Below are 24,544 nucleotides of genomic sequence, written 5' to 3' on the forward strand. Positions count from 1 at the left end.
GTATCGTGAACCCCGTCCCATAACACCGCACGTCACAGCCGCTCCACCGCCGCAGCGGCCCGCAGCCCCCGCATCGCACGAGGAGCCCGCACCGCCATGGCCGAGCACGCCGATCACCCCGCCTACCCCGTCGGACTGCGCCTGAGCGGGCGCCGTGTAGTCGTCGTCGGCGGCGGCCAGGTCGCGCAGCGCCGGCTGCCCGCCCTCATCGCGGCCGGTGCGGACATCGTCCTCGTGTCGCCCGCCGCCACCCCGTCCGTCGAGGCGATGGCGGACGCCGGCGAGATCCGCTGGGAGCGCCGCCCGTACGCCGACGGGGACCTGGCCGGTACCTGGTACGCCCTCATCGCGTCCGACGACACGGCGGCCAACGACGCCGCCTCCGCCGAGGCCGAGCGCACCCGCACCTGGTGCGTCCGCAGCGACAACGCGGACGCCGCCACGGCCTGGACCCCCGCCACCGGCCGCAGCGAGGGCGTGACGGTCGCTGTCCTCACCACCGACGCGCACGGCCGCGACCCGCGTCACTCCGCCGCCGTCCGCGACGCCATCGTCGAGGGCCTGCGCGACGGCACCCTCGCCGCCCCCCACCACCGCACCCGCGCCCCCGGCGTCGCCCTGGTCGGCGGCGGACCCGGCGACCCCGACCTGATCACCGTCCGCGGCCGCCGTCTCCTCGCCGAGGCCGACGTCGTCATCGCGGACCGGCTCGGCCCGCGCGACCTGCTGGACGAACTGCCGCCGCACGTCGAGGTGATCGACGCCGCCAAGATCCCGTACGGCCGCTACATGGCGCAGGAGGCCATCAACAACGCGCTGATCGAACACGCCAAGGCGGGCAAGGCCGTCGTCCGGCTCAAGGGCGGCGACCCGTTCGTCTTCGGGCGCGGCATGGAAGAGGCCCAGGCGCTTGCCGCCGAAGGCATTCCCTGCACCGTCGTGCCCGGCATCTCCAGCTCGATCTCGGTCCCCGGCGCGGCCGGTATCCCCGTCACCCACCGCGGTGTCGCCCATGAGTTCACCGTGGTCAGCGGCCATGTCGCCCCCGACGACGAGCGTTCGCTGGTCGACTGGGAGGCCCTCGCCCGGCTGCGCGGCACCCTCGTCCTCCTGATGGCCGTCGACAAGATCGGCGCCATCGCCCGTACGCTCATCGCCCACGGCAAGTCCCCGGAGACCCCGGTCGCACTGGTCCAGGAAGGGACCACGGCCGCCCAGCGGCGCGTCGACGCGACGCTCGCCACGGCCGGCGAACGTGCCGTGGCCGAGGACGTCCGCCCGCCCGCCGTCATCGTCATCGGCGACGTCGTCGCGGTCGGCCCGGAAGCAGCCGCGCGAACCACTGAGTAACCAGCGGTAACGGATCTTCCGCCAGACCGTTGGCACCACACACCGGACAAGGCAGTATCAACCTGTGGCTGATCTCATCACCGTCGACGACCCCGACGACCCCCGCCTGAGCGACTACATCGGTCTGACCGACGTCGAGCTCCGGCGCAGGCGAGAGCCCGCGGAGGGACTCTTCATCGCCGAGGGGGAGAAGGTGATCAGACGCGCCAGGCACGCCGGGTACGAGATGCGCTCCATGCTGCTCTCGGCGAAGTGGGTCGACCTGATGCGCGACGTCATCGACGAGGTCCCGGCGCCCGTCTACGCGGTCAGCCCCGAGCTCGCCGAACGCGTCACCGGCTACCACGTGCACCGCGGCGCGCTCGCCTCCATGCAGCGCAAGCCGCTGCCGACGGCCGACGAACTGCTCCGCACGACCCGCCGTGTGGTCGTCGCTGAGGCCGTCGACGACCATGCGAACAGCGGGGAGATGTTGCCTTCGGGTTCACAAGGGCGTGCTGGGCTGTGCCGTATCGCGATCTTCGAGGACATCGTCGACCACGCCAATCTGGGTGCGGCCTTCCGCAATGCGGCGGCTCTGGGAGTGGACGCCGTGTTCCTCACCCCGCGCTGTGCCGACCCTCTTTACCGACGGGCCGTGAAGGTGTCCATGGGAGCTGTCCTCGCGGTCCCGTACGCCAGGCTCGAGTCATGGCCGCGTGATGCCGATGTCATCCGGAAGGACGGCTTCGTACTCGCGGCCCTCGCCCTCTCACCGAGTTCCATCACGCTCGACGAGCTCGCCGACCGCCGTTACGAGAAACTTGCGCTGATGCTGGGCACGGAAGGGGAGGGGCTGTCGGCCGGAGCGCTACTGGCTGCCGACGAGCATGTACGCATCCCGATGGACGCCGGTGTCGACTCGCTGAACGTGGCCGCTGCCTCGGCTGTCGCCTTCTATGCCACCCGGCCGAGGTCCGACTGACCCCGAAGGCGAGGATCACGAGCCCGCCCGGTGCGGCGTTCCGAGGTGACGGACGGCAAGGGCACGAGGTCGCTGCCTGAGGCGTGACTGCTCCCGGCGCAACAGGCCGGCTCTTCCTGGCGGACCAGGCGATCAGGACCTTTCCGCGGGTTGTGCCCAGGCCATGGACCCGTTCCCGCTCCCCGAGGCGATGTCAAGATCGAGCCAGGCGCGTGTCGGCCATGGGCTGGCCGGTTCATCTCTGCTTCTTCATAAAGCGTCTCGATTAGTGTGCCCTTTTGGGCCGAGACCGTATGTACTCCTTTCGGGCCAGCGTGACCTGGCACACGTATACGTCGTACGTTCAGCGTGTACGGTGTATCGTGGTGTGTCTGTTACGGCTGCGCAAGGGGGGTGCAGGTCAAACCGCTGGGCGTGTCGGGCGTGACCGCGCCCGTGGGTCGAGGAATCGGAAAGGGCCGGAAGCTCTGTGGTTGGCCTGCGTCTGCGTGATGTTTCCTCGTGGGGCGGAAATGGACACGCGCCGGACGTTCTTTTGGTTTCCTTTCGTGTTCCGCTTGAGTTCCCGCGTGTTTCGGCGGCGTTTCCGGTTCTCGTTATTCACTGGCAGTTAATTATCAATGTTTGACGCATTGAAGGCATGGTCTGTACCCTCATCGTGACCCTCTATGGATTGGTGCGACGCTTCGTTTTACCGGATGAATATGGGGGATTTCACGGATGGGGCATCAGAACGTAAGGCTTGCAGAACCGCGCATGTCGCAGCAACGTGCCACGCGGGGTGCGTCCGTCAGGCCTGAGGCAAGGCGAGCCCGCAAAGCGTTACGCGTGCTCACCGTCGAGAGCGAGCCGCAGGTCGCGAAAGTGCTCATCCACAACCTGTGCCGGCACGGGTTCCAGGCGGAGAGCGTGCCGACCGGGGCTCAGGCGCTGCAGAAGTACCGGAACGTAGATCTGCTCCTCGTCGACCTGGACCTGCCCGATCTCGATGGGGTCGAACTCTGCCGCAGTATCCGGGCCGTCTGCGACATCCCGATCATCGTCGTCACGGCACGTGACTCCGAACTGGACCGGGTGCTCAGTCTGCGCGCCGGCTCGGACGACTATGTGACGAAGCCCTATAGTCTCGCCGAGCTGATCGCCCGGATCGAAGCGGTCATGCGCCGGGCTCTGCGGCAGCCGGTCTCCATTGAGGAGAACATTGCTGTCGGTCCGCTCGGAATCGACCCGCGCGCTCGGCAGATCAGCCTCGAAGGCCGGCCCGTCGAGGTGACACGCAAGGAATTCGATCTGCTGTATCTGCTTGCCTCGCGCCCGGGTAGCGTCGTTACCCGTAAACAGATCATGGCGCAGGTCTGGAGAGATTCCCGGTCGGAGCCGGGGCGCACCATCGACACGCATGTCAGCAGCTTGCGGAGCAAGCTGGGATCGAGCAGTTGGATCATTACGGCCCGCGGTGTCGGATTCCGCATCGGGTACGCCTGAGCATTTATGGCGGTCATCCCGGGATACCCGGGCGATGGCCGTCTCCCTCCATGGGAATTCACCCTTTGTTCCAGGATGCAACCGACTCCCGAAACTCCTGGACCAAAGGCCTGAATTCGAGGACGCTCGGTCAACGGCGACCGGCGGTCCTCCTCTCCCCTGGCCCGTCGTGACGTGCAGACGGGATCACTCCCCCGTCTGCGAAGGCCTCCTCGGCGGGGCCGTCCTCACACTGCGCCGCGCCAGCCCGGCAACGGGTCGGCGGCCCAGGAAGTGACCGTCCTGCTCCTGGCCGAGAACAGCCCCCAGGGGGCCTTGTTCCGAAAGCCCGAGCCCGTCTCCTGCGCCGCCTGGACAGTGCGCGCGGCGAGGACGGTGGAGAGCGCCACCGAGACCGCGGCGAGCTCCTCGGGCGTGGGAGCGCCGCTGGTGATACGCCAGGAGCGCGCGGTCGGTATGCAGGAGGCCTCGCCTGTGGTGTTCTGCTCCGCTGCCATGGGTTCCTCTCCTGGAACGGGGGCGGCCCTCCGGAACCCGGWCCGGGTTCCGGAGGGCCGCCCGGTGATCCCGTTGGGTCAGACGCGGGACCGGCGAATCACTTCCAACGCGGCCACCGCGACGAAGCCGACGAACAGGTGCATCGTGATCAGCGTGGCGGCGGTGCCGCCGTCGGTGTCCTGGACCAGCGGGCCGATGGCCGTGAGCACCGCCACCGCGCCGCTCACGATCTGCCCCACCCGCAGGAACACCGGCTTCCAGCGGGCCAGGAGCACGACGGCCGTGATGCCGATCACCGGCGCGGCGATCGACATGAAGATCACGTCGCCGGCGCCGATATCGTCGGGCTTGCCGTTGAGCTCCAGGACCATCGAGGCGCCGGCGGCGTCACCGATGAACAGGACGATCAGATCGACGACCGCGGCGAGGGCGGCGGCCGCTGCCACCGCCTGCCACGCGGGCAGTGCCCGCCGTCCTGGAGCGGTGTTGGTGGCGGCGGGGTTACTGCTGGTCATGGAGCCCTCCGGGCTGTCGTACCGTGCCGGGACCGGGTTCTGTCCGGGCCCCGGCACGGTGATCGTCGAAATGGGGAGCGTGCGTTTCCGGCGGGGGGACCGGCCGCCCGAGCGGTGCGTCAGGAGGGGGTCAGGGACAGGCCGTGCCGGAAGACGTTCTTGGGGTCGTAGGTGTTCTTGACCTGCTGCAGCCTGGGGTAGTTGCCCTTCCATATGAGCGAGTACCAGGGCACCCCGGACGTGTTCTGCGCCGGATCGCGCATATCGCTGTCCGGGTAGTTGATGTAGCCGCCGTCCTGCTGGTCGTTGGGCGCCGGAAAGCCGCCGGTCGCGCCGTGGACGTTCTTGCGCAGCGTGCGCAGCCAGTCGACCTCGACCTCGTCGGAGGCCGGATCGGACCAGCTGTTGGAGTACCAGAGCTTGATGACGGAGTCCCGCTGCGGGATCGCCCTGGCCTCCGACGGCATGGTATTGATCTGGCAGCCGTACGCCGCCAGGTACACCAGGCCGACGCCGTAGTGGTTCGGGTCTGTCAGCGAGCGGTAGATCGCGCCGACCTGATCTACCGTCAGCGGCTTGCGCAGATGACCGCCCATGGACTTCTGGCGCGAGTACGCACCGTAGTCGGCGGTCGGCTCCAGAGCGATCTCCAGCCACGTGCCCTCCGTGACGTCGATCGTCGGCTGCACCCCCACGCCCGCGGAGAGCGCGCCGATGTAGTCGTCGTGGAGTCTGGCGGTGTCCGCCGACGTGGCGTCCATACGGATCTCCATCTGGATCGTCCCCGCGATCGACGAGTACAGCTGGAGCGAGCTGTGCATCGCCTGGTATACGGATCCCGGAGCGCTGTTCGCGGCATGCCAGGCGCCGTGGTTCATCACCAGACGTGTGAAGCCCGCTTCGGTCAGCTGCGCCCACGGCCAGGTGACGACGGTATTGCGCATCCGCGCGGGCGGCTTGGGCAGCAGCGAGGACGCGCTGCCCGTGGCGCCCGGGGTACGGAACCAGAACTTCGTCACGATGCCGAACCCGCCGCCGCCCCCGCCGGTGTGTGCCCACCACAGTTCGCGGTTCGGATCGTTCGCGTCGCGGGTGGCGACGATGGTGCGTGCCTTGCCGCCCTTGTCTGCCACGACGACCTCGACGGCGTACAGGTGGTCCACGACGAGGCCGAAGCGGCGGGACAGCGGGCCGTATCCGCCGCCGGCGACGTGACCGCCGACGCCGACCTCCGGGCACACGCCGCCCGGGACCGTGACGCCCCAGCCCTCGTACAGTGCCTTGTACACCTCGCCGAGCCGAGCACCCGGCTGGACGGCGAAGGCGTTCATCGACGGGTCGAAGCCCACGCTCTTCATCTCGGACATGTCGACGAGAACACGGACCTGGGGATTGGCGACCAGATCCTCGAAGCAGTGACCGCCGCTGCGCACGGTGATGCGCTGATTGTTGGCGCGGGCCTTGTTCACCGCCTTCTCCACCTGGGAGGCGCAGTGCACGAGCCAGATCTCGTCCGGCGTGGCCGCGAAGCGGGTGTTGTAACCGCGGCCGGAGAGCACGGCGTACCGTGCGTCTCCCGGTCTGACGATCACCTCCGGATCGACGTGAGCGGCCGCCTGGGCCGAGGAGGGCTGTGCGGTGAACCCCACCGTGGCACCGGCCACCGCTATTGCGGAGCCCAGAAACCTGCGTCGCGAAACCATATGGAGCCCTATCTCTGCTGGGATGCCGATAAGTCACCGCATTGACGGATGCGGACCGGGGGGTGGACTTCAGCCAATCAGTTCCCGGGAGCCGTCACCACGTGCTTGACACGGATCTGTCGTGCCTCGATACGAAAGTTGAGGTTCCGATGCTCCGGTCAGCCGTCCGAGGTGGTCCGCGGCGCCTCGCGAAGGGCCGCGAGCAGCGCGGCCTCCGACTGGGATCCGGTCAGTGGCCGCACGCCGTCGATGAAGAACACCGGCACACCGCTGACGCCGAGCCCGCGCACACGGTCGAGTTCGGCCTGAAGCCGGTCCGTTTCCGAAGCCGAAGCGGGGGCTGTTTCCGCCGGCCACGAGCCGGAGTCGTTCACCGTGACACCGGCCTCCCCGGCGAGCCGGGCAAGCGTGGGCGGGTCGCCGATGTGCAGCCCGTCCGTGAAGTGCGCGCGGAAGAGGCGCTCCACCATCTGTTCGGCCCTGCCCTGCCGCGCGGCTCGGCCGATGAGCCGGTGCGCCTCGAACGTGCCGGTGGCCACAGCGCGTTCGTAGTGGAGTTCCAGCCCCTCCGAGGCCACCTGCTCGGCGAACTGGAGCGTGTGCTGCACGGCCTGCGGGCCGAACACCCGCTCCAGTACGGGGAGCAGGGGCTCCCCTTCGGTGCCCGCGCCCGGCGCGAGCTCGAAGGGCAGGAACTCCACCCGGAGCGTGTGGCCCTCGGCGCGCATCCGGTGTGCCGCACGGCTGAAACGGGTGTAGCCGAGGTAGGAGTGCACGCAGATCACGTCCAGCGCGATCCGTACACGCAGCGTCGTGCTCTTCGGCGGTTGCTTCTCCACGGGTGTTGCCTCCCTTGGGCTGATGATTTCAAGTGCCCTTTTACTATGGCTGGTTGCCGTGTTTGCGGGAGGGAAGGCCGGCGTGTTCGGTCTGCAGCACGGCGAGGCACTGGATGAGGACCTCGCGGGTCTCGGCGGGGTCGATGACGTCGTCGACCAGGCCGCGCTCGGCGGCGTAGTACGGGTGCGTCAGTTCGGCCTTGTACTCCATGACCATGCGGGTCCGCGCATGGCCTCCGGGTCCTCGGCGTCGGCGATCTGCCGGCGGAAGGCCTGGGCGTACCCGGCTTCCTGCCCGGCGTCGATCAGGAGCACAGCCGCCGTCGGCCCGTGCCGGGGACGTGGCCGCCGATGCGGACCGCATCGGGCGGGAGCCGGTGTACCACGGGCCGGGGAGCCGGTCCCCTGATGGCCGCGGCCGCCGCATGGCCGGGGCCGAACGGCACGTCGAGGACACTCCAGCCGTCCGGCCGCGGTGGGGCGTCCGGTCCTCCGTTGCCGAGGTACACCTCGGACGTCCAGCCACCCACTCCGACGCCCATCCCCTTCAGACAGGCCTCTTTGCGGGCCCAGAGCCGGGCGAAGAAGGCCGGGCGGTCCGGCGGCCGGAGTCCCGCCAGCTCCTGCTGCTCATAGGGGTGGAGAGCCGAGCGGCAGACGTCGACCCGCTCCGGGCCCGGCACCCTCTCGACATCGACACCCACCGGTGCGCGGGCGACGCCGACGAGTACCGCTCCCCGGCTGTGCGACAGCGAGAAGTGCGGGGCGTCGGGCCCGGCGCCGGCCAGTACCGGGCGGCCGTGCGGACCGCCGCACCGGGGGCAGTGCGCACGGGCGAACACCAGTTCCTTCGCCGGCGTCCGCAGGTACCCGCCCAGCAGCCGGCGCAGCGCGATGTGTGCGGTCACGTACAACGTGCGGTCGCCGGGCAGCCGGAAGGCGTTTGCGCGGCGCCGCTCGGTCTCGTCGAGTTCGTCGAGCGCGAGCGGTCCCCGATCGGGCGGTGTCAGCAGCCACAGTGCCAAGTCCCCGTCCTGCAAGGTGAGCTCGCTGCTGTCGGGGGCGGCCGTCATACGGAGCGACGACGTACGTCATCCAGCAGGACGGCCTGCCGCAGGGTGTCCGCGCGCGGGGCGGCCCCGGCGCGGACCGCGGTGACGAACGCGGCGACCGTGGCCGCGACCTGGTCGGCGGGCTCCAGTCGGATCTGGTCCGTCTCGGCGCCCCGGTGCAGTCCGATCGAGGGCACGAAGTCCGCCGGCGGGGTGAAAGCCCGGTCCACGGTGATCCGGCCCTCGCTGCCCCACAGTTCGTACCGGGAGAGATAGGAGTGCTCCATGCCGAACGTGAGGTGTGCGGTGATCCCGCCGGGAGCGGCCAGCAGCACGGCCCCCGACGTCTCGACCTGCCGCCCGGCGCCCCGGGTGAGACGGGCGCCGACCACGTCGAGTTCGTGGCCCAGGAAGTGCAGGGCGGCCCGCAGCGGGTAGAGGCCGACGTCCACCAGTGCGCCGCCGCCCAGCTCGGCGGAGTACCGGATATCGTCGCCGTCGAGCGGGGGGATGGCGAACTCCGCTCGGAATGAGCGGAGTTCACCGATGCGCCCCTCGGTGACCAGTCGCCGCACCGCCTCGTGCCGGGGATGGTGGACGAACATGACGTTCTCCATCAGGGCCACACCGTGCTTCGCCGCGAGGTCCAGAAGCCGCTCGGTGCTTCCCGGGTCCATGGTCACGGGCTTCTCGGCCAGGACATGTTTGCCCGCGTTCAGCGCCGACTCCACCCACGGGGCGTGCAGCGCGGCCGGCAGGGGCACGTACACGGCCTGGATGTCGTCGGCGTCGAGCAGTTCGTCGTACCCGTGGACGGGGCGGCAGTCGAAGCGGCGGCCGACCCGCTCGGCCCTGGCCCGGTCGCGGCTGGCGACCGCGGCCAGCTCCAGACCGGGGGAGGCGGCGAACGCGGGCAGCATCCGCCGCACCGCGATGTCCGCGCAGCCGAGGACCCCGATCCGCACCGGCCCGCTCATCGGGCCCTCGCCGCCGCCGCGTTGAGGCAGGCCAGGAGCGTGCGGGCCTGGACGTTGAGGTAGTGGCCGTGGCGCACCAGCCAGGTGAGCTGGTCCGGTGTGACCCAGGTGTAGCCGGCCGGCGGATCGACGGGGACGTCGTGTTCGTCGGCGTCGACGATCAGATACCGGCTCTCGGCGTTGAGGAACCGGCCGCCCTCCTCCGAGTGCACGGCCTCGTACCGGATGCGGTCCGCCGGCGCCGCGAGCACGGTGTCGAGGAACGACGGGCGTTGCGTCGCGGACAGGTGGGCGTAGTTTCCGGGCGTGTACTGCACCGTGGGGCCCAGCTCGACGGTGTCCAGGAAACCGCCCTCGACGCGGGCGTGCGCCAGGACATGGAGGAAACCGTCGAACGTGCGGGTGAGGAACGCGGTGACGCCCAGGCCGACCGGCTCGAACAGCGGCTGGGTCCAGCCGGTGACCTCACGGTTGCCGGCCTGCACGGCGACCGCCGCCACCTTGAAGTAGCGGCCCTCCTCGTGCTCGACGGTCATCTCGTCGCGCCGCCAGCCGGGCAGCCCGGCCAGCGGTACGCGCTCGGCGTGTACGTCGTGCCGGGAGCGCTCGCCGGTGATCCAGGACAGCAGCTGGGCGTCGGACAGCAGGGCGCCGGCCGCCGTCTCCGGGACGGGCAGGCAGGACAGGACCGTACGCGAGTCCATGTTGACGACATTGTCCTGGTGCAGGAGTTCCGCTATCTGCCCGAGTGTGAGCCAGCAGAAGTCGTCGAGGAGCGGCACGTCGTCGTCCGTCAGCACGATCATGTTGCGGTTGGACTTGTGGAAGAACCACGAACCGTGCTCGGACTGCAGGACGTCCGCGACGACCCGGCCGCGGCCCGGGCCGACGAAGTGCTCGAGGTACTTCACGTCCGCGCCCTGGTGGACCTTGGTGTAGTTGCTGCGGGTGGCCTGCACGGTCGGGGACAACTGGAGCAGGTTCGGGTTGCCGGGCTCCATCTTCGCCTGCATCAGGAAGTGCAGGACCCCGTCGATCTCCTTGCCCAGGATGCCCAGGATGCCGACTTCGGGCTGCTTGATGATGGGCTGGTACCACTCGGCGTGCGGGCCGTCGCCGTACGGAGCGCCCCTCTCGATGACGTGCAAGCCCTCGATCGTGAAGAAGCGGCCGCTGCGGTGCTCGAGATTGCCGGTGGTGTCGTGGAACGACCAGCCGTCCAGGCGGTCGAAGGGGATCCGGTCCACGCGGAAGGCGTTGGCGCGGCCCCGCTCGGTGAGCCATGCGGAGAAGCCGGCGGTCGGGAGGTGCGCGCCCCGCGTGGTGGCGGACGACAGCGCGAGCCGGTCCGCCAGCAGCTTCGCGTCGTCGCGTGGCTGAAGGGTGAGAGGCAGCATCAGGGAACTCCCCGTGTTCGATGTGTCAGATGTGTCTGATGTGACCTGTGTCCGGTGTGCGTGACGTGCCGTTCATCTGACGTCGACGATGGTGAACAGGCCCTTCTTGACGAGCTTGATGCCGTCCGTGGCGTCCTTCGACCAGGTCAGCGCGGCGTATCGGGCGCTTTCCAGGGGGACCTGCACCACCGACGACCGGCCCGTGGACAGGTGCAGGCTGCCCAGGCCGGCTGAGACGAACGGGGAGTCCGGCGGGAACGTGCCGTCGTCGGGCATGGCGTCGAAGTACGCCTTGAGGTCGGCCTCGGCCGTGCCCTCCGCGATCTTCACGAAGATCAGTTCGTTGACCTGGCCGGGGATCTCGTTCACGTACCGCAGAGGCCGGCCGGCTCGCAGTGTGCCGCGGACCTCGAAGCGCGGACCCGTTCCCGGCACGTTCTTCGACACGATCGTCGCGGTCGGCGCCAGGCCCTGGGCGACGGCGTCGCCGGAGACGGTCAGCCAGCGATAGCGCGGCTCCGCGTCGCCCGCGGCCAGATAGTCGAACAGCAGGTACCTGCCCGGATCGAGGTGCTGGGTGAACGATCCGGGCCGGCCGGGCTGGAGCACCAGCCCGCCGAGCAAGGTCGCGGTCGCGTCCAGGTCCTTCGCCCCCTGGGGGACGTCGGACGGCGTGTTGGACAGCGCGCCCGCGAGGGCGTCCAGGAAGTCGTCCCAGCCGGCGCCGTCCTTCAGGCGGGCCAGCCCGATCCAGCCCTTGCCCGTCTGCGTGGTCGAGGCGCGGAAGGTGGTCAGGCCGGACCGGGTGGTCGCCGGTGCGGTGAAGCCGTCGGCGGTCGAGACGAGGTCGACGGTGTGGGAGGCCTCGGACGCCTGGACCGCGTGGGCGGCCCGGGCGGTCCGGAGGTTCTGGGCGGGGAGCGACAGGGCCGCGTGGGCGGGCCCCTGGACGCAGGCCAGGAGCAGCGTGGCACCGCACAGAAGGGTCGTCGTGCGTTTTGTCCTGGGGTGATTCATGGCGGGATCCGTCGTTGCCCTTCTCTTGTCAGATGTACACGGATGCCGAGAAGGCGCCGAGGATCCGCAGGTAGTAGAAGGGTCCGAAGCCCATCTCCGCGACCTGCGGAACCAGCGCGTGCAGCTTCTCGGTGGAGATGATGTGCTGGCGGCCGCCCGCGTCGTGGTACTCCCGGCGCGCCTCGAGGTTGAGGGCCTCGGCGAGATGGTCGACGATGTCCTCCACCGGAACCGCGAAACCCGATGCCACGTTGACCGTCTCGGCCCGCAGGTCCGTGGCGAGCAGACGGTCGACGACGGTGATGACGTCGCCGACGTCGATCAGGTCGCGGGCCGCCCCCCGGTGCACGCGGACCACGCCCTCGCGCAACTGCCGCACCAGCGTGGGCAGCAACTGGTGCTCGGGCTGGTCGGGGCCGACCAGATGTCCCAGCCGGAGAATGACGTGGTCGACCCCGGTGTCGCGCAGCAGTTCCTCCAGGGCGAGTTTGTGCGCGCCGTACGGGGTGCAGGGCGTCACCGGGACGTCCTCCCTGCCGGGCCCCTCGGCGAGCCCGTACATCCCGGTCGCCGCGGTGGAGAAGAACAGCAGCCGCCGCCCGTCGGCCGCGCACCGCTTCGCGACGTCGCCCACCAGCGCGGCCTCGCGGGCGAAATCCGCGTCCGAGGTGCCGCTCGCCCATGACACCCCCGCCGCCAGGGCCACGGTTTCCGGATGCCGGCCGGCCAGCGGACGCAGGTTCCGCGCCAGGAAACCGGTTCCCACAATGTCCATACGTCGTCGTCCCGATCTCTGGGGGAGTAGGAGGGCCGTTCAGCTCAGCCGCGCGCGGCCACGAACTCCTTGATCGAGGCGGTGACGTAGTCCAGCATCTCGTCGGTCAGCGCCGGGTAGACCCCGATCCAGAAGGTGTGCTCGGTGATGAGGTCGCTGTTGGTCAGCTCGCCCACGATCCGGTGCGGCTGGTCGATGTAGGCCGGGTGGCGGGTCAGGTTGCCCGCGAACAGCCGGCGGGTGCCTATCTTGCGCTCCTCGAGGAAGTCCACCAGTTCGGCGCGGCGGAACGGCGCCTCGGGATCCACGGTGATCACGAAGCCGAACCAGCTGGGCTCGGAGCGCGGGGTGGGCTCGGGCAGCAGCAGCCCCGGAACCCCGTCCAGGCCCTCCCGCAGCCGCCGCCAGTTGCGCTGCCTCGCCTCGATGAAGGAGTCCAGCTTGGCCAGCTGGGTCAGACCGAGTGCGGCCTGGATGTCGGTGGCCTTCAGGTTGTAACCGACATGCGAGAAGATGTACTTGTGGTCGTAGCCCTCGGGCAGGGTGCCCAGCTGGTATTTGAAGCGCTTCAGACACCGGTCGTTCTCGCCCGGCTCGCACCAGCAGTCCCGGCCCCAGTCCCGCAGCGACTCCACGATCCTGGCCAGGGCGAGGTTGGACGTCAGGACGCAGCCGCCCTCGCCCATGGTGAGGTGGTGCGCCGGATAGAAGCTGACGGTCGTCATGTCGCCGAACGTGCCGGTGAGCTTTCCGTCGTACAGCGAACCGACCGCGTCACAGTTGTCCTCGATGAGGAACAGGTCGTGCTGCTCGGCGAGCTGGGCGATCTCGGTCACCTCGAAGGGGTTGCCGAGCGCGTGAGCGACGATGATGGCCCGCGTCCTGGGGCCGATCGCCGCCGCCACCCGGTCGGCGGTAGCGTTGTAGGTGGTGAGGTCCACGTCCACGAAAACGGGGACCAGGCCGTTCTGCAGGATCGGGTTGACCGTGGTCGGGAAGCCCGCCGCGACGGTGATGATCTCGTCGCCCGGCTTCAGCCGCCGGTCCTCCAGGGTGTGCGAGGTGAGGGCCGACACGGCCAGCAGGTTGGCCGACGAACCGGAGTTCGTGAGGTGGGCCTTGCGGCGCTTGAGGCGCCGGGCGAAGGCCGACTCGAACTTGCGGGAACTGGTCCCGGCGGCGATGCGCATCTCCAGCGCCGCCTCCACCAGCGCCGCCCGGTCGTTCTCGTCCAGGACGGCGCCGGACGGCCAGATCTCGGTCGTACCGGGGATGAACTCCTGGGCAGGGGAGGACTCCCGGTGGTACGCGCGAACGCCTTCGAGTACCAGGTCCTTGCGGTCGCTCATGATCGTTTCCCTTCGTCGGCCGGTACGTCGGCCGTGATCCCGAGTGGTGTGCCGGGCCGGTGGTGCTCCGGCGGCAGTACGGAGACGAGCAGCTCGCGCAGGGAGTCGTCGAGGCTGCGCAACGGGCGCCAGCCGAGCAGGCGCTGCGCGCGGGCGACGTCCAGGCACTGCCACGCGACGTCGGTGCGCGATCCCGGTCCCTCGGCCGCCTCGGCCACCGGGAGCTCCAGCCCGCTGAGTTCGATCATCCGGTCGATCAGCCCGCGCATCGGGACCGCCGTGCCACGGCCCACATTGATCACCTGACCGGCTGTGTCCGCCTTCGGCGCGGTGGCCGCGGCCAGCACCGCCGCGGTGACGTCGCGGGCGTCCACCAGGTCGCGGGCCGCGCGCAGCGCCGGAAGGCGCAGTTCGGAGGCCTTCTCGCCGCGCGCCTCGGCGCGGGCCGCCGCACCGAGGTGTGCCGCGACCCGGCCGAAGAGGCTGCCCTGGGGGACCCCGGCGCCGATCACGTTGGCGAGCCGCAGCACCACGCCGTCGACCCCCTGCTCACGGGCGCGCAGCACGGCCCGTGTGCCCTGGAGCTTGGTGTAGCCGTACGGCGTGACCGGCTCGGGCTCATGCTCCTCGCCGGTGGCGGCGTCCGGGGCGCCCGCTCCGTACTCGTGGACGGTGCCGAGCTGGACCAGCCGTACCGGAGGACCGGGCAGCGCCGCGAGTGCTGCGACGACCCGCTCGACCAGTTCGGCGTTGCCCGCGGTCATCTGCGCCTCGTCGGCCTGCCAGGCCCGGCCGGCCGCGTTGACCACGACGTCGGCGCCGGCGGCGGCGAGGACCGCGGCGATCTCCCGCGGCGACGCCTTCACGAGGTCGAGGCCGACGGTCGACACGCCGGGCCCGAGGGCCGGCGCGGGGACCGCCGGCGCGCTGCGGGAGACCAGGTGCACCCGGGCGCCGTCCGCGGCGCACGCCGTGCCGATGCGGCTGCCCAGGAAACCGGTGCCGCCGAGGACCACGACCGAGAGCCCGGTCACCGGCCGGTGCTCAGAGCGCACGGCTCGTTCCGTGCTTGACGGCCTTCCACCAGTCGGGTTTGTCCCGGTACCAGGCGACCGTGTCGGCCAGGCCCGTCTCGAAGTCGGTCCGCGGCGCGTAGCCGAGCTCCTTGCGGATCTTCGACTCGTCGATCGAGTAGCGCAGGTCGTGTGCCTTGCGGTCCGCGACTCGGCGGATCATCTCCTCGCCCGCGCCGGTCAGTTCCAGCAGCCGCTCGGTCAGGGCGAGGTTGCTGTACTCATTGCCACCGCCGATGTTGTAGACCTCGCCCGCCCGGCCCCCGTTGAGCACCAGGTGGATGCCACGGCAGTGGTCGTCCACGTGAAGCCATTCGCGGACGTTGCGGCCGTCGCCGTACAGCGGGACCTGGCGGCCCTCCAGAAGGTTGGTGACGAACAGCGGGATGACCTTCTCGGGGTGCTGGTAGGGCCCGTAGTTGTTGGAGCAGCGGGTGATCGAGAGGTCCAGGCCATGGGTGCGCCAGTAGGCCCGCGCGACCAGGTCCGAACCGGCCTTCGAGGCGGCGTAGGGGGAGTTGGGGGCCAGTGGCCACTCCTCCGTCCAGGAGCCCTCGTCGATCGAGCCGTACACCTCGTCCGTCGAGACGTGTACGACCCGCTCGATCCCGCTCTCCAGTACGGCGTCCAGCAGGGTCTGGGTGCCCAGGACGTTCGTGCGGAAGAACTCGCCGGCGCCCTCCAGGGAGCGGTCGACGTGGGACTCGGCCGCGAAGTGGACCACGGCGTCGTGGCCGGGCACCAGTTCGCGCAACAGGCCGCTGTCGCACACGTCGCCGCGGACGAACTCCAGCCGCTCGTGCGAGGCGGGCAGGTTGTCCCGGTTCCCCGCGTAGGTCAGTTTGTCCAGGGCGGTGACGCGGGCGCCCTCCCAGCCGGTGTACTTGTCGGCCAACAGGCTGCGCACGAAGTGCGAGCCTATGAAGCCTGCCGCTCCGGTGACCAGGATCCTCATACCGCGACCTCCACTCGGGTGTGATCTCCGACGACCAGGCAGTGATGGCCCGTGCCAGGTCCGGTGGTGCCGACGGACGCGGCGCGCCCGATCAGCGAGTTGCGCAGTCCGCGGACTCCGGTGACCGACGCCTCGTCCAGGGCGATGGAGCCCTCCAGCCGACTTCCCGTCACTCTGCAGTCCCGCCCGATGGAGGTGTACGGACCCACATGGCTGTCCTGAAGGACCGTGCCCGCGCCGATGATGGCCGGTCCCTCGATCCGCGACCGCACGATGCGCGCCCCCGCCTCGACCACGACCCGGCCGACGAGCACGCTGTCGGCGTCGACCTGTCCGTCGACGCGCGGGGTCAGGTTGTCCAGGAGGTGGCTGTTGCACTCCAGGACGTCCTCGACCTTCCCGGTGTCCTTCCAGTAGCCGTCGTAGACGCTGGCGCGCACGTCCGCGCCGGAGGTGACCAGCCACTGGATGGCGTCGGTGATCTCGAGTTCGCCGCGGCTGCTGGGTCCGATGGCGGCCACCGCCTCGTGGATGGCGGCGGTGAAGAAGTACACGCCGATCAGGGCCATGTCGCTGCGCGGCCGCTGCGGTTTCTCCACCAGGCGCAGCACCTCCCCGTCGGGGCCGAGTTCGGCGACGCCGAAGGAGCGCGGGTCGGGGACCTTGTGCACGACGACCTGGGCGGCCGGGCGTTGCCGGGTGAACTCCTCGGCGATCCCGGCGACTCCGTCGGGCAGCATGTTGTCGCCGAGGTACATCACGAAGTCGTCGTCGCCGAGGAAGCCGCGGGCGATGGACACGGTGTGTGCCAGTCCGCGCGGTGCGTCCTGGGGGATGTAGGTGATGCGCACGCCGAACGGGGCGCCGTCGGCGAGCACGGCCTCGATCTCGGGGCCGCGGTTGCCGACGATGACACCGACCTCGGTCACCCCCAGCTCCCGGATGCCGTTCAGCACGTGCACCAGCACGGGCGTGTTGGCGATGGGGATGAGTTGTTTGGGCATCGAATAACTGAAAGGCCGCAGGCGGGTACCAGATCCGCCTGCGAGCACCAGAGCCTTCATCGAGAGGTCCTCTCGCTTCGTGTATTCACGCCGGTTCGAGCGCGTCGACCACGCTCGCGGGCGAGGGCATGGCGGCGATCTCCCGGGAGAGTTCGCGAGCCCGCTCGCCGTAGGTGTCCTTGGACAGCAGTTCATGGCAGGAGTCCGCGATCGCGTCGGTCGCGTCCTCGCCGGGCAGCAGCGTGATCGCGGCCCCCTGGTCGGCGACGCGCCGGGCCGGCTTCTCCAGCACGGCGCCCCGCGGAATGAGCAGTTGGGGCACACCTGCGTTCAGCCCGGTCAGGGTGCTGACACCGCCCCCGTGGTGCACGAGCAGATCGCAGGTGGGTGCCACCACGTCGAGCGGCACCCAGCCGGCCCGGATGCCCGGCAGTTCGTCGCGCAGGGCGTCGGCGACCGCTTCGGGCGCGGCGACGATCAGCTCGACGTCCCAGGCGGCGACGTCCTTGGCGAGGCCGCGCAGGAATTCGAAGTTCTTGTCGTAGCTCTCCCTGGCGACCCGGCTCCCGGACGTCACCAGGACACGGCGGCGTTCGCCCCGGCTGTACATCCAGGGCTCCAGCCGCCGCTGGGCGTTGGCCGGGACATACCGCATCGGCTGGGCCGGGGCGGCGCCCGCCGGCCGCAGGCTCGGCGGGCAGATGTCCACGAACACATCGGGGTCGGGCAGTCGGTCGAGGCCGAACTCTGCGAGCTCCGGCCGGAGTTCGGTGTCGGCGCCGGGATGGATGCCGTCTGCGTCGATGGCGTCCCAGGTCTGGCGCACGTGCGGCACGCCGAGGTGCAGGGCGAGCAGCGGGGCGATGTAGCTCATCGTGCCGCCGATGATCAGGTCGGGCCGCCAGGCGCGGCCGAACTCCAGCATCCGCGGCAGGCTCGAGGCGGCCATGCGCGCGAACCAGCGCCCGGTGAACAGCGCCTGCTCGCCCGGATCGGAGGGGATCTCCACGGGGAGACCGGCACGGTCCGCGGTGATGAAGTGCCGGATCGGCAGGGCGGTGGTCGCGATGCCGGGCAGGCCCGAGGCGGTGATGACCGGAACCATGTCGTCGTTCGCGGCCATGACGACCTGGTGACCCGCGTTGCGGGCGGCGGTGGCCAGCGGGGCCAGAGCGAAGACCGTCGCCGGGCTGCCCGCCGCCACGAAGAGCATTCTCACGGTGTCCCTGCTTTGCTGAATCGGGGCAGGAGGTCTGCCCGCACGGCCTCGGCCACGGTCGGCGCCTTCGCGTCCTTGTCCGAGATGAGTGGGGTCTGCGGGCAGTTCCAGGGCAGAGCGAGATCCGGATCGAGCGGATTGATGTCGATCTGGGTGCCCGGCACATACGCGGTGGAGACGACGTAGCAGATGCAGGCGTCGTCGCTGAGCGCGAGGAATCCGTGGCCCACGCCCTCAGGGACGTAGACGGACCTGCCGGAGTCCGCGTCCAGTTCGTTGACCTGGTGCTCGCCGAAGGTCGGGGAGCCGATCCGCAGGTCCACGACGATGTCGCGCAGCGCACCGCGGACGCAGGTGACGAACTTGGCCTGCCCGGGCGGAATGCGGACACTGTGGATCCCGCGCAGTGTGTGCCGTCTCGACACGGAGTAGTTGATCTGCTGGGGCCGGAAGGCGACGCCGGTCACGCTCTCCAGTGCGTCGCTGCGCAGGGACTCGTAGAACGTCCCGCGCTCGTCCGGAATCTGGTCGGGCGTGATCAGGTAGGTCCCGGGAAGGGGCATTTCCTCGATGTGCACTACACGCTCGCCTCTCTCGGTTCTGTGGCTGCTCGCGCCCGACGCTCCAGACGGGCGGCCACGGTGGCGGGGGACGGCATCGCGGCCATCTCCACGGCCAGTCGGCGGGCCGACCCGGCGTAGCGCGGGTCGGACAGCAGTTCGTCCAGGGCCCGGCCGACGACCTGCGGGTCGTCCTGGCGCGCCGCGGTGTCGAAGGACAGTCCCGCCCCGGTCGCGGCGAGCCGGTCGGCCAACGGGAAGTGGTCCGCCAGCTGCGGCAGCACCAGCTGCGGCAGTCCGAACGCGGTGGCGGTCATCGCCGTGCCGGCGCCGCCGTGGTGGACCATCGCGTCGCAGGTCCCGAGGAACAGGTGCAGGGGCAGCGGGTCGACGACCGTCACGTTCCCGGGCAGCGTCCCGAGGGCCGCACGGAACGGCCGCGGCAGCGTCACGAGGATCTCGGCGTCACGGCGGGCGGCGAGGGCGTGCAGCAGGCCGCGGACGAAAGGCCCGCCGTGCAGGGCCGGCGTGTTGCCCAGCGAGACGGCGACCCGTCGCCGTCCGGCTCCGGGACCCGCCCGCACCCAGGCGGGCGTCTCGGCGCCCCCGCTGTAGGGCACGTACCTGATCGGCACGCCCGCTTCGCCGTCCGGCATCCGCAGGCCCGGCGGGCACGGGTCGAGCAGCACGGTCGGGTCCGGTAGCCCGGAGGGCTCCGGGGCGTCGGCGCGCACGAAGCGCCGGGCCGGGCCGGAGATGGCGTCCACCGTCCACCGGTGGTGCACCACCGGCACATCCAGCCGGGCGCCGATGACCAGGGAGCAGTACTCCAACGGGTCGGCCACGATCAGCTCGGGGCCGTACTCCTCGGCCAGGGCGGTGTAGCGGTCGAGGAGCGGGGCGGCGTGCGCCCACCACACCTTGCCGTACCCGCCGAGCAGTTCGGGGTCCGGCCGGGGCCGGGCCTGCAGGGGCCGCTGCTCCGCGGGCAGGTTCCTGAGCAGCATGGCGTCGACGTCGAACGGCCTTCCCACCTCGACGCCGGTGAGCCCGCAGGCCCGGACCGCGCCGAGGACATCGGGCTGGCCGAGCACCGTCACTTCGTGACCGGCCGACCGCAGGGCCCACAGCAGGGGGACCAGAGGCAGGAAATGGGACGGCACAGGGGTGGTGATCACCAGTACGCGCATCTGACGGACAGTCCTCTCCGGCCTCTACGGGCGCGTTCAGCGGCGCTCGGCGGTCAGGCGCTCGAGCAGGGGCACGATGTCCTTCGGCGCGGGCGCGGCGAGCATCTCGTCGTAGAGACGGCGCGCGCCGAGGGAGAACGACGGGTCCTCCAGGAGCCGCACGAGTTGCTTGTGCAGTCCCGCGACGTCCAGGGACTCGGGATCGGCGACCAGACCCGCCCCCATGCCCTCGACGTACCGGGCCGTGACCATCTCGTCCCACATCGGCAGCGGCACCACCAGCTGGGGCACCTGGAAGGCGACGGCGGCGGAGAACGTCCCGCCCCCGCCGTGGTGGATGATCGCCGAACTGGTCGGCAGGACCTGGTTGAGCGGCACGTACTCGACCGTGTGGATGTTGTCGGGCAGGGTGCCGACCGCGGCGAGCTGGTCGCTGTTGAGGGTGGCGACGACCTCGAGGTCCAGGGCGGACACCGAGTCGAAGAACTCGCGCATGGGGAAGCCGCTGTACTTGCCGAAAATCTTGCGGCGGCTCACCCCGAGGGTGAGCACCACGCGCGGGCGTTCGGGCCGGTGGTGCAGCCAGGCCGGGAGGGATGCCGCGCCGTTGTAGGGGACCCGCCGCACCGGGACGTGGGTGAGGTCGAGCGGCAGCCGCATCCTGGACTGGGTCAGGTCGAGGGTCCACTGACCGAGCAGCATCTCGTCGCTGAACTCCAGCCCGTACCGCTCCAGCACCGGGCCGTACCAGCTCAGCCAGGGGTGCTCGGTCAGCTCCTTTTCCGGGTCGGCCAGTTCCCGCTTCGTCCGTTCGTGGATCAGCGCGATGTTGTCCACGCCCCAGACCAGGCGGGCATGGGCGGCGCCGCTGACCCGCGCGGCGATGGGCGCGGGGAACATCAACGGGTCCCACAGCACGAGATCGGGCCGCCAGGCGCGGGCGAAGTCGACCAGGTTGTCCAGAACGGGCCTGCGGCCGCCCGGCTCCGCAGGCTCGGGGTAGTGCATCCTGAACATGCCGTTGAGGATCATGCGCGCCGTGCGCCAGCCTTCCGACTCCTCCGGTTCGCACGCGTCGAAAGCGAGCGTCGGGCGGTCCGGCTTGGCGTCGCCCGTGTTCTTGCTCAGGGCTTCCGGCAACTCCTCCGGCGTTCCCAGCGGTACGGCCGTGAGCCCGGCCGCGCCGATGTTCGCGATCACCTCCGGGTCCACGACGCCCGCATGGCTCGCCACGACGACCTCGTGCCCGGCGCTCTGCAGCGCCCAGGCCAGCGGCACGATGGGATACAGGTGTGCCGTCGCCGGAAAGATGGTGAACAGGACACGCATCGTTGAAACTCCGTTCGTGTTCGGGTGCACAGGGAGGTGGACGTGTGGGGACGGGGCCGGTGTGAGGACCTGCACCGTCAGGGCGCGGCGTCGCCCCCGCGGGTGCGGGCCGTGCAGGCGACGAGCGCGCCCGTCGCCGACACGGCGGTGAGGAACGCCAGCGCGCCCCGGTAACCGGCGCCGGAGGACGCGGCCGCCGACGCGGCCGGCAGCGCGAGCACCGCACCGAGCTGTACGGCCGTCTGGTAGACCGGCACCGCGGAAGCCCGGTGCTCGGCCGGAATCCCGGCCGTGGCCTGGAGGTTGAGGGCCGCGAAGGACAGCACGAAGCCTGCCTCCACCAGCAGCAGCGCGGGCAGCACTCCGGTGGCGTACGTCGCGGGCGCCCCGGTGAGCAGGGCGGTCACGCAGCCGAGCGCCGCGGCACAGCTTCCGGCCCTGATCAGCCGTTCGGTGCCGAAGCGCGCCACCATCCGGCCGGCGAAGGGCAGCGCGAGCGCCAGGGGCAGACAGGCCGGCAGGAACGCGAGCGCCGTGCGCCAGGAACTCCACCCCCACTGGTCGTGCAGCCGGTAGCTGAGCAGCATCAGCAAACCCAGGTACGTGCCGTTGAGCGTGGCCGCGCACATCGCCGAGCGCCGGAACGGACCGTTGCGCGCCAGCCGCGCCAGGGTCGCCCCGAGCGGGGCGGCGGGCGTCGGCGCCGCATCGCGGGGGATGAGCCGGGATCCGGCCGCCAGCAACAGCAGAGCGACCGGGGCGGGGAACACCGGGTTCCAGCGCCAGCTCAGTTCGGTGAGCGCCCCCGAGCACAGCAGTCCCGCGGTGAACCCGGCCGCCCCGAAGAGCGAGTACACCGTCACCGCCCGGCGTTGCTCGGCTCCCGGGCGGAACGAGGTGCTGATGATCGCGAGGCCGGTGGGCGCGGTCAGCGCGGCGCACATGCCCTTCACCACCCTGGTGGCGACCAGCACGGCGCCCTGGTCGGCGAGGCCGCCGGCCACCGAGGCGACGATGAACACCAGCAGTGCGGCCAGGTACACGCGCCGTCGGCCCCACCGGGCGACGAGACGCGGACCGAGCAGCAGCAGCGCCGCGAAGCCGGCGGCGAAGCCGCTCATCACCCACTGGCTGCCGAGCATCGAGAGACCGAGGTTCCGCCCCATCGCCGGCAGGGCGACCAGCACGACGGAGACCTCGAGGGCGTCGACGAGCATGTTGCCGGCGAGTACGAAGAGCAGGGCCCGCCGTCCCGCGCCGATCCGGGGGGCAGGCTGCGAGGACAGCGTCGTCATCTGCTTGGCCGTCCGCCCGCTCAGCCGAGCAGCGTGCCGCCGCTGGCGTCCAGATAGGAGCCGGTGATCCAGCGGGAGTCGTCGCTCGCGAGGAAGGCCACCACGTCGGCGACGTCCCGTGTCTCGCCGACCCGCCCGAAGACCGAGTAGTCCGCCATGGCCGCCACCGCCTCCGGGTCGTCGAAGACCGGCGCGCCGTTGTCGGTGATGCCCGGACCCACGCTGTTCACGGTGATGCCGCGGGGGCCGAGGTGCTTGGCGAAGTGCAGGGTGAGCTGGTCGATGGCGCCCTTGGTCATCGCGTACGCCACCTCCTGCGGGTTGGCGACCCTGGTCAGCCCGGAGGAGATGTTGATGATCCGGCCGCCGTCGGGGAGGTTTTCCAGCGCACGCTGCACGAGGAAGTACGGAGCCTTGGCGTTGACGGCGAAGAGCCGGTCGAACGCCTCGGGCGTGAGGTTCTCCGGGGCCACGCCGCCCATGACGCCGGCGTTGTTCACCAGGATGTCGAGGGTGCCGGTGCCGGTGCGTTCCTTCAGCTCCCGTTCCAGGGCCAGGAACACCTTGTGGACGTCGCCGGGCACCCCGAGCTCGGCCAGCACCGAGAAGCCCCGGCCGCCCTCCTTCTCGATGGCGGTGACCGTCTCGTCGGCGGCCTCGCGGTTGCTGGAGCAGTGCACCGCGACGAGCGCCCCCTCGCGCGCCAGCCGGATCGCCGTGGCCCGGCCGATGCCGCGGCTGGAGCCGGTGACGAGCGCGGTCTTTCCGGTCAGTTTGCCCATGGTGGTCCTCCTGTGCGTGGTGTGCTGACGATTCGGTCCGGGAGCGGCTTGGCCGACGGGCTCCGTCACGGCAGGGCCGCCGCCGTCGAGCCCGCTGATCAACGCGGCGAGATGGCGGCGGGCCGACGGGATGCCCAGCAGTTCTCGGAACACCGTCCGTACGCCGTCCACCTCGGGCCCTCCGAACAGCAGCTGAGCCTGAGCCTCGATGTGGCCGAGTACGCGTGCGCCCACCGGGTGGCGGACGGCGTGGTAGGTGTCGAGCAGTTCCTCACCGCCCCGGCCGGTGAGGTGGGCGGCGAGCTTTCCGCCGAGGTCCGCCGCGTCCTGCAGGCCGAGGTTGAGGGCCTGTCCTCCCACCGGCAGCTGGACATGGGCGGCGTCCCCGGCGAGGAGAACCCGCCCTACGCGGTAACGGGCCGCCTGCCGACGGGCGTTGTGGAACGCGTTGAGCCAGACCGGCTCGGCGCCGCTGACGTCCTCGCCGGTTACCCGGGCCCACACCGCGCAGACCTCCTCGAAGGCGGGGGTTCTCGACGCGCCGGGTGCCCGGTCGAAGGCGTGCACCATGATGCGGGTGATGCCGTCCGGTCCGCGGCGGGCGTTGGCCACCCCGGCCGCGTGCCGCTCGAAGCGCCGCTCCCGCAGGTCGATGCCCGCCAGGTCCGCGCGCAGCAGCTCCTTGGTGGGACCGGCACCGGGGAACGCGAAGCCGGCCAGCCGCCGTACGGCACTCTCCTCGCCGTCACAGCCCACGACGTACGCGGCGCTCAGCCGTAGCCGCTCACCCGCCGACGTGGTCACGACGACGTGCACCCGGTCGGGCGCCTCGACCAGACCGGTCACCGTGTGGCCGCGTCGCACCTCGGCGCCGAGCCCGGTCGCCCAGTCCGCGAGAACGGCCTCGACGCGGGTCTGCGGCGCCTTCCACTGGCCGGCGTACGGGCTGTCGCCGGCCTCGGTCAGGTCGAGGGGGATGCCGCCGAAGTGGCCGGGCCCGGCGTCCGGCGGGGGCCCGAACCGTTCGACCAGGCCCCGCTCGTGCAGCAGTTCCATGGTGCGGGCGTGCAGGATCGACGCCCGCGACTCGGCGGTGGGCTCGGTCAGCCGCTCCAGCACGGTCACCCGTGCCCCGCCGGTGCGCAGTTCCCCGGCGAGCAGCAGGCCGACCGGTCCGGCGCCCACGACGAGCACATCGGTGTCCAGCGCGGCCATG

22 protein-coding genes and 1 pseudogene are annotated in these 24,544 nt (G+C 70.8%); 3 read left to right on the top strand and 20 right to left on the bottom strand.

The window, feature by feature from the left end:
• Nucleotides 1–96 precede the first annotated feature (96 nt).
• The 3 genes from cobA to EAO72_RS06570 all read left to right on the top strand — a co-directional run bounded on the left by cobA (nt 97) and on the right by EAO72_RS06570 (nt 3,799).
• Entirely contained in the window at nt 97–1,350 is a 1,254-nt protein-coding gene (cobA, locus tag EAO72_RS06560) for a uroporphyrinogen-III C-methyltransferase (RefSeq protein ID WP_148016232.1), read from the top strand.
• Nucleotides 1,351–1,414: 64 nt separating this feature from the next.
• Nucleotides 1,415–2,314, top strand: a complete 900-nt coding sequence (locus tag EAO72_RS06565; RefSeq protein WP_148016233.1) for a TrmH family RNA methyltransferase — start codon at nt 1,415–1,417, stop codon at nt 2,312–2,314.
• Nucleotides 2,315–3,142: 828 nt separating this feature from the next.
• Nucleotides 3,143–3,799 carry a response regulator transcription factor gene (locus EAO72_RS06570; protein ID WP_315986289.1) on the top strand — a complete coding sequence of 219 codons (657 nt, stop codon included), beginning with the start codon at nt 3,143–3,145 and terminating at the stop codon, nt 3,797–3,799.
• 227 nt (nt 3,800–4,026) lie between these two features.
• Here the strand turns inward: EAO72_RS06570 and EAO72_RS06575 are convergent, their stop codons facing one another.
• From EAO72_RS06575 to EAO72_RS06670, 20 genes and pseudogenes are all read right to left on the bottom strand, one after another.
• A complete protein-coding gene (locus tag EAO72_RS06575; protein WP_148016234.1) occupies nt 4,027–4,296 on the bottom strand; it encodes an acyl-CoA carboxylase epsilon subunit in 270 nt (89 codons plus the stop codon).
• A gap of 78 nt (nt 4,297–4,374) precedes the next feature.
• Entirely contained in the window at nt 4,375–4,812 is a 438-nt protein-coding gene (locus tag EAO72_RS06580) for a DUF6069 family protein (protein ID WP_148016235.1), read from the bottom strand.
• A 119-nt stretch (nt 4,813–4,931) separates the two neighbouring features.
• Nucleotides 4,932–6,461, bottom strand: coding sequence for an FAD-dependent oxidoreductase (locus EAO72_RS06585; protein WP_315986290.1), 1,530 nt, complete (start codon nt 6,459–6,461; stop codon nt 4,932–4,934).
• A gap of 212 nt (nt 6,462–6,673) precedes the next feature.
• Nucleotides 6,674–7,354 carry a DsbA family oxidoreductase gene (locus EAO72_RS06590; RefSeq protein WP_261991343.1) on the bottom strand — a complete coding sequence of 227 codons (681 nt, stop codon included), beginning with the start codon at nt 7,352–7,354 and terminating at the stop codon, nt 6,674–6,676.
• A 43-nt stretch (nt 7,355–7,397) separates the two neighbouring features.
• A pseudogene (locus EAO72_RS06595) lies at nt 7,398–7,627 on the bottom strand (carboxyl transferase domain-containing protein); the annotation flags it as partial.
• A 32-nt stretch (nt 7,628–7,659) separates the two neighbouring features.
• Complete coding sequence (locus EAO72_RS06600; protein ID WP_148016237.1) at nt 7,660–8,427, bottom strand: 4'-phosphopantetheinyl transferase family protein; 768 nt, start codon at nt 8,425–8,427, stop codon at nt 7,660–7,662.
• Nucleotides 8,424–9,383 (bottom strand): Gfo/Idh/MocA family protein, encoded by a 960-nt coding sequence (locus EAO72_RS06605; protein ID WP_148016238.1) that lies wholly within the window; start codon nt 9,381–9,383, stop codon nt 8,424–8,426. The genes EAO72_RS06600 and EAO72_RS06605 overlap by 4 nt, the downstream gene beginning before the upstream one ends.
• Nucleotides 9,380–10,780, bottom strand: coding sequence for an NDP-hexose 2,3-dehydratase family protein (locus tag EAO72_RS06610; RefSeq protein WP_148016239.1), 1,401 nt, complete (start codon nt 10,778–10,780; stop codon nt 9,380–9,382). The genes EAO72_RS06605 and EAO72_RS06610 overlap by 4 nt, the downstream gene beginning before the upstream one ends.
• 72 nt (nt 10,781–10,852) lie before the next feature.
• Entirely contained in the window at nt 10,853–11,797 is a 945-nt protein-coding gene (locus EAO72_RS06615) for a hypothetical protein (protein WP_148016240.1), read from the bottom strand.
• A 28-nt stretch (nt 11,798–11,825) separates the two neighbouring features.
• Nucleotides 11,826–12,572, bottom strand: coding sequence for an NAD-dependent epimerase/dehydratase family protein (locus EAO72_RS06620; RefSeq protein ID WP_148016241.1), 747 nt, complete (start codon nt 12,570–12,572; stop codon nt 11,826–11,828).
• Between the two features lie 44 nt (nt 12,573–12,616).
• Nucleotides 12,617–13,921: a lipopolysaccharide biosynthesis protein RfbH gene (gene rfbH, locus EAO72_RS06625; protein ID WP_148016242.1), complete on the bottom strand. Its 1,305-nt coding sequence runs from the start codon at nt 13,919–13,921 to the stop codon at nt 12,617–12,619.
• Entirely contained in the window at nt 13,918–14,976 is a 1,059-nt protein-coding gene (locus EAO72_RS06630; protein WP_148016243.1) for an NAD-dependent epimerase/dehydratase family protein, read from the bottom strand. Before EAO72_RS06630 ends, rfbH begins: the two co-directional genes overlap by 4 nt.
• Nucleotides 14,966–15,949, bottom strand: coding sequence for a dTDP-glucose 4,6-dehydratase (gene rfbB / locus EAO72_RS06635; protein ID WP_148016244.1), 984 nt, complete (start codon nt 15,947–15,949; stop codon nt 14,966–14,968). The genes EAO72_RS06630 and rfbB overlap by 11 nt, the downstream gene beginning before the upstream one ends.
• Nucleotides 15,946–17,013 (bottom strand): glucose-1-phosphate thymidylyltransferase, encoded by a 1,068-nt coding sequence (locus EAO72_RS06640; RefSeq protein WP_148016245.1) that lies wholly within the window; start codon nt 17,011–17,013, stop codon nt 15,946–15,948. The genes rfbB and EAO72_RS06640 overlap by 4 nt, the downstream gene beginning before the upstream one ends.
• Nucleotides 17,014–17,038: 25 nt before the next feature.
• Nucleotides 17,039–18,166: a nucleotide disphospho-sugar-binding domain-containing protein gene (locus EAO72_RS06645; RefSeq protein ID WP_148016457.1), complete on the bottom strand. Its 1,128-nt coding sequence runs from the start codon at nt 18,164–18,166 to the stop codon at nt 17,039–17,041.
• A gap of 2 nt (nt 18,167–18,168) precedes the next feature.
• Complete coding sequence (locus EAO72_RS06650; RefSeq protein WP_187284944.1) at nt 18,169–18,750, bottom strand: dTDP-4-dehydrorhamnose 3,5-epimerase family protein; 582 nt, start codon at nt 18,748–18,750, stop codon at nt 18,169–18,171.
• Nucleotides 18,750–19,922 carry a nucleotide disphospho-sugar-binding domain-containing protein gene (locus tag EAO72_RS06655; protein WP_148016247.1) on the bottom strand — a complete coding sequence of 391 codons (1,173 nt, stop codon included), beginning with the start codon at nt 19,920–19,922 and terminating at the stop codon, nt 18,750–18,752. The genes EAO72_RS06650 and EAO72_RS06655 overlap by 1 nt, the downstream gene beginning before the upstream one ends.
• Nucleotides 19,923–19,958: 36 nt before the next feature.
• On the bottom strand, nt 19,959–21,251 hold the full coding sequence (locus EAO72_RS06660) for an activator-dependent family glycosyltransferase (RefSeq protein WP_148016248.1): 1,293 nt from the start codon (nt 21,249–21,251) through the stop codon (nt 19,959–19,961).
• A gap of 77 nt (nt 21,252–21,328) precedes the next feature.
• Complete coding sequence (locus EAO72_RS06665; protein ID WP_148016249.1) at nt 21,329–22,546, bottom strand: MFS transporter; 1,218 nt, start codon at nt 22,544–22,546, stop codon at nt 21,329–21,331.
• Between the two features lie 20 nt (nt 22,547–22,566).
• The gene (locus EAO72_RS06670; protein ID WP_148016250.1) at nt 22,567–24,543 is read right to left on the bottom strand and encodes an SDR family oxidoreductase; all 1,977 of its coding nucleotides are present in this window, start codon (nt 24,541–24,543) and stop codon (nt 22,567–22,569) included.
• Nucleotide 24,544: the final 1 nt, after the last annotated feature.

Source organism: Streptomyces sp. OR43 (genome assembly GCF_008042275.1).
Classification (GTDB): Bacteria; Actinomycetota; Actinomycetes; order Streptomycetales; family Streptomycetaceae; genus Streptomyces.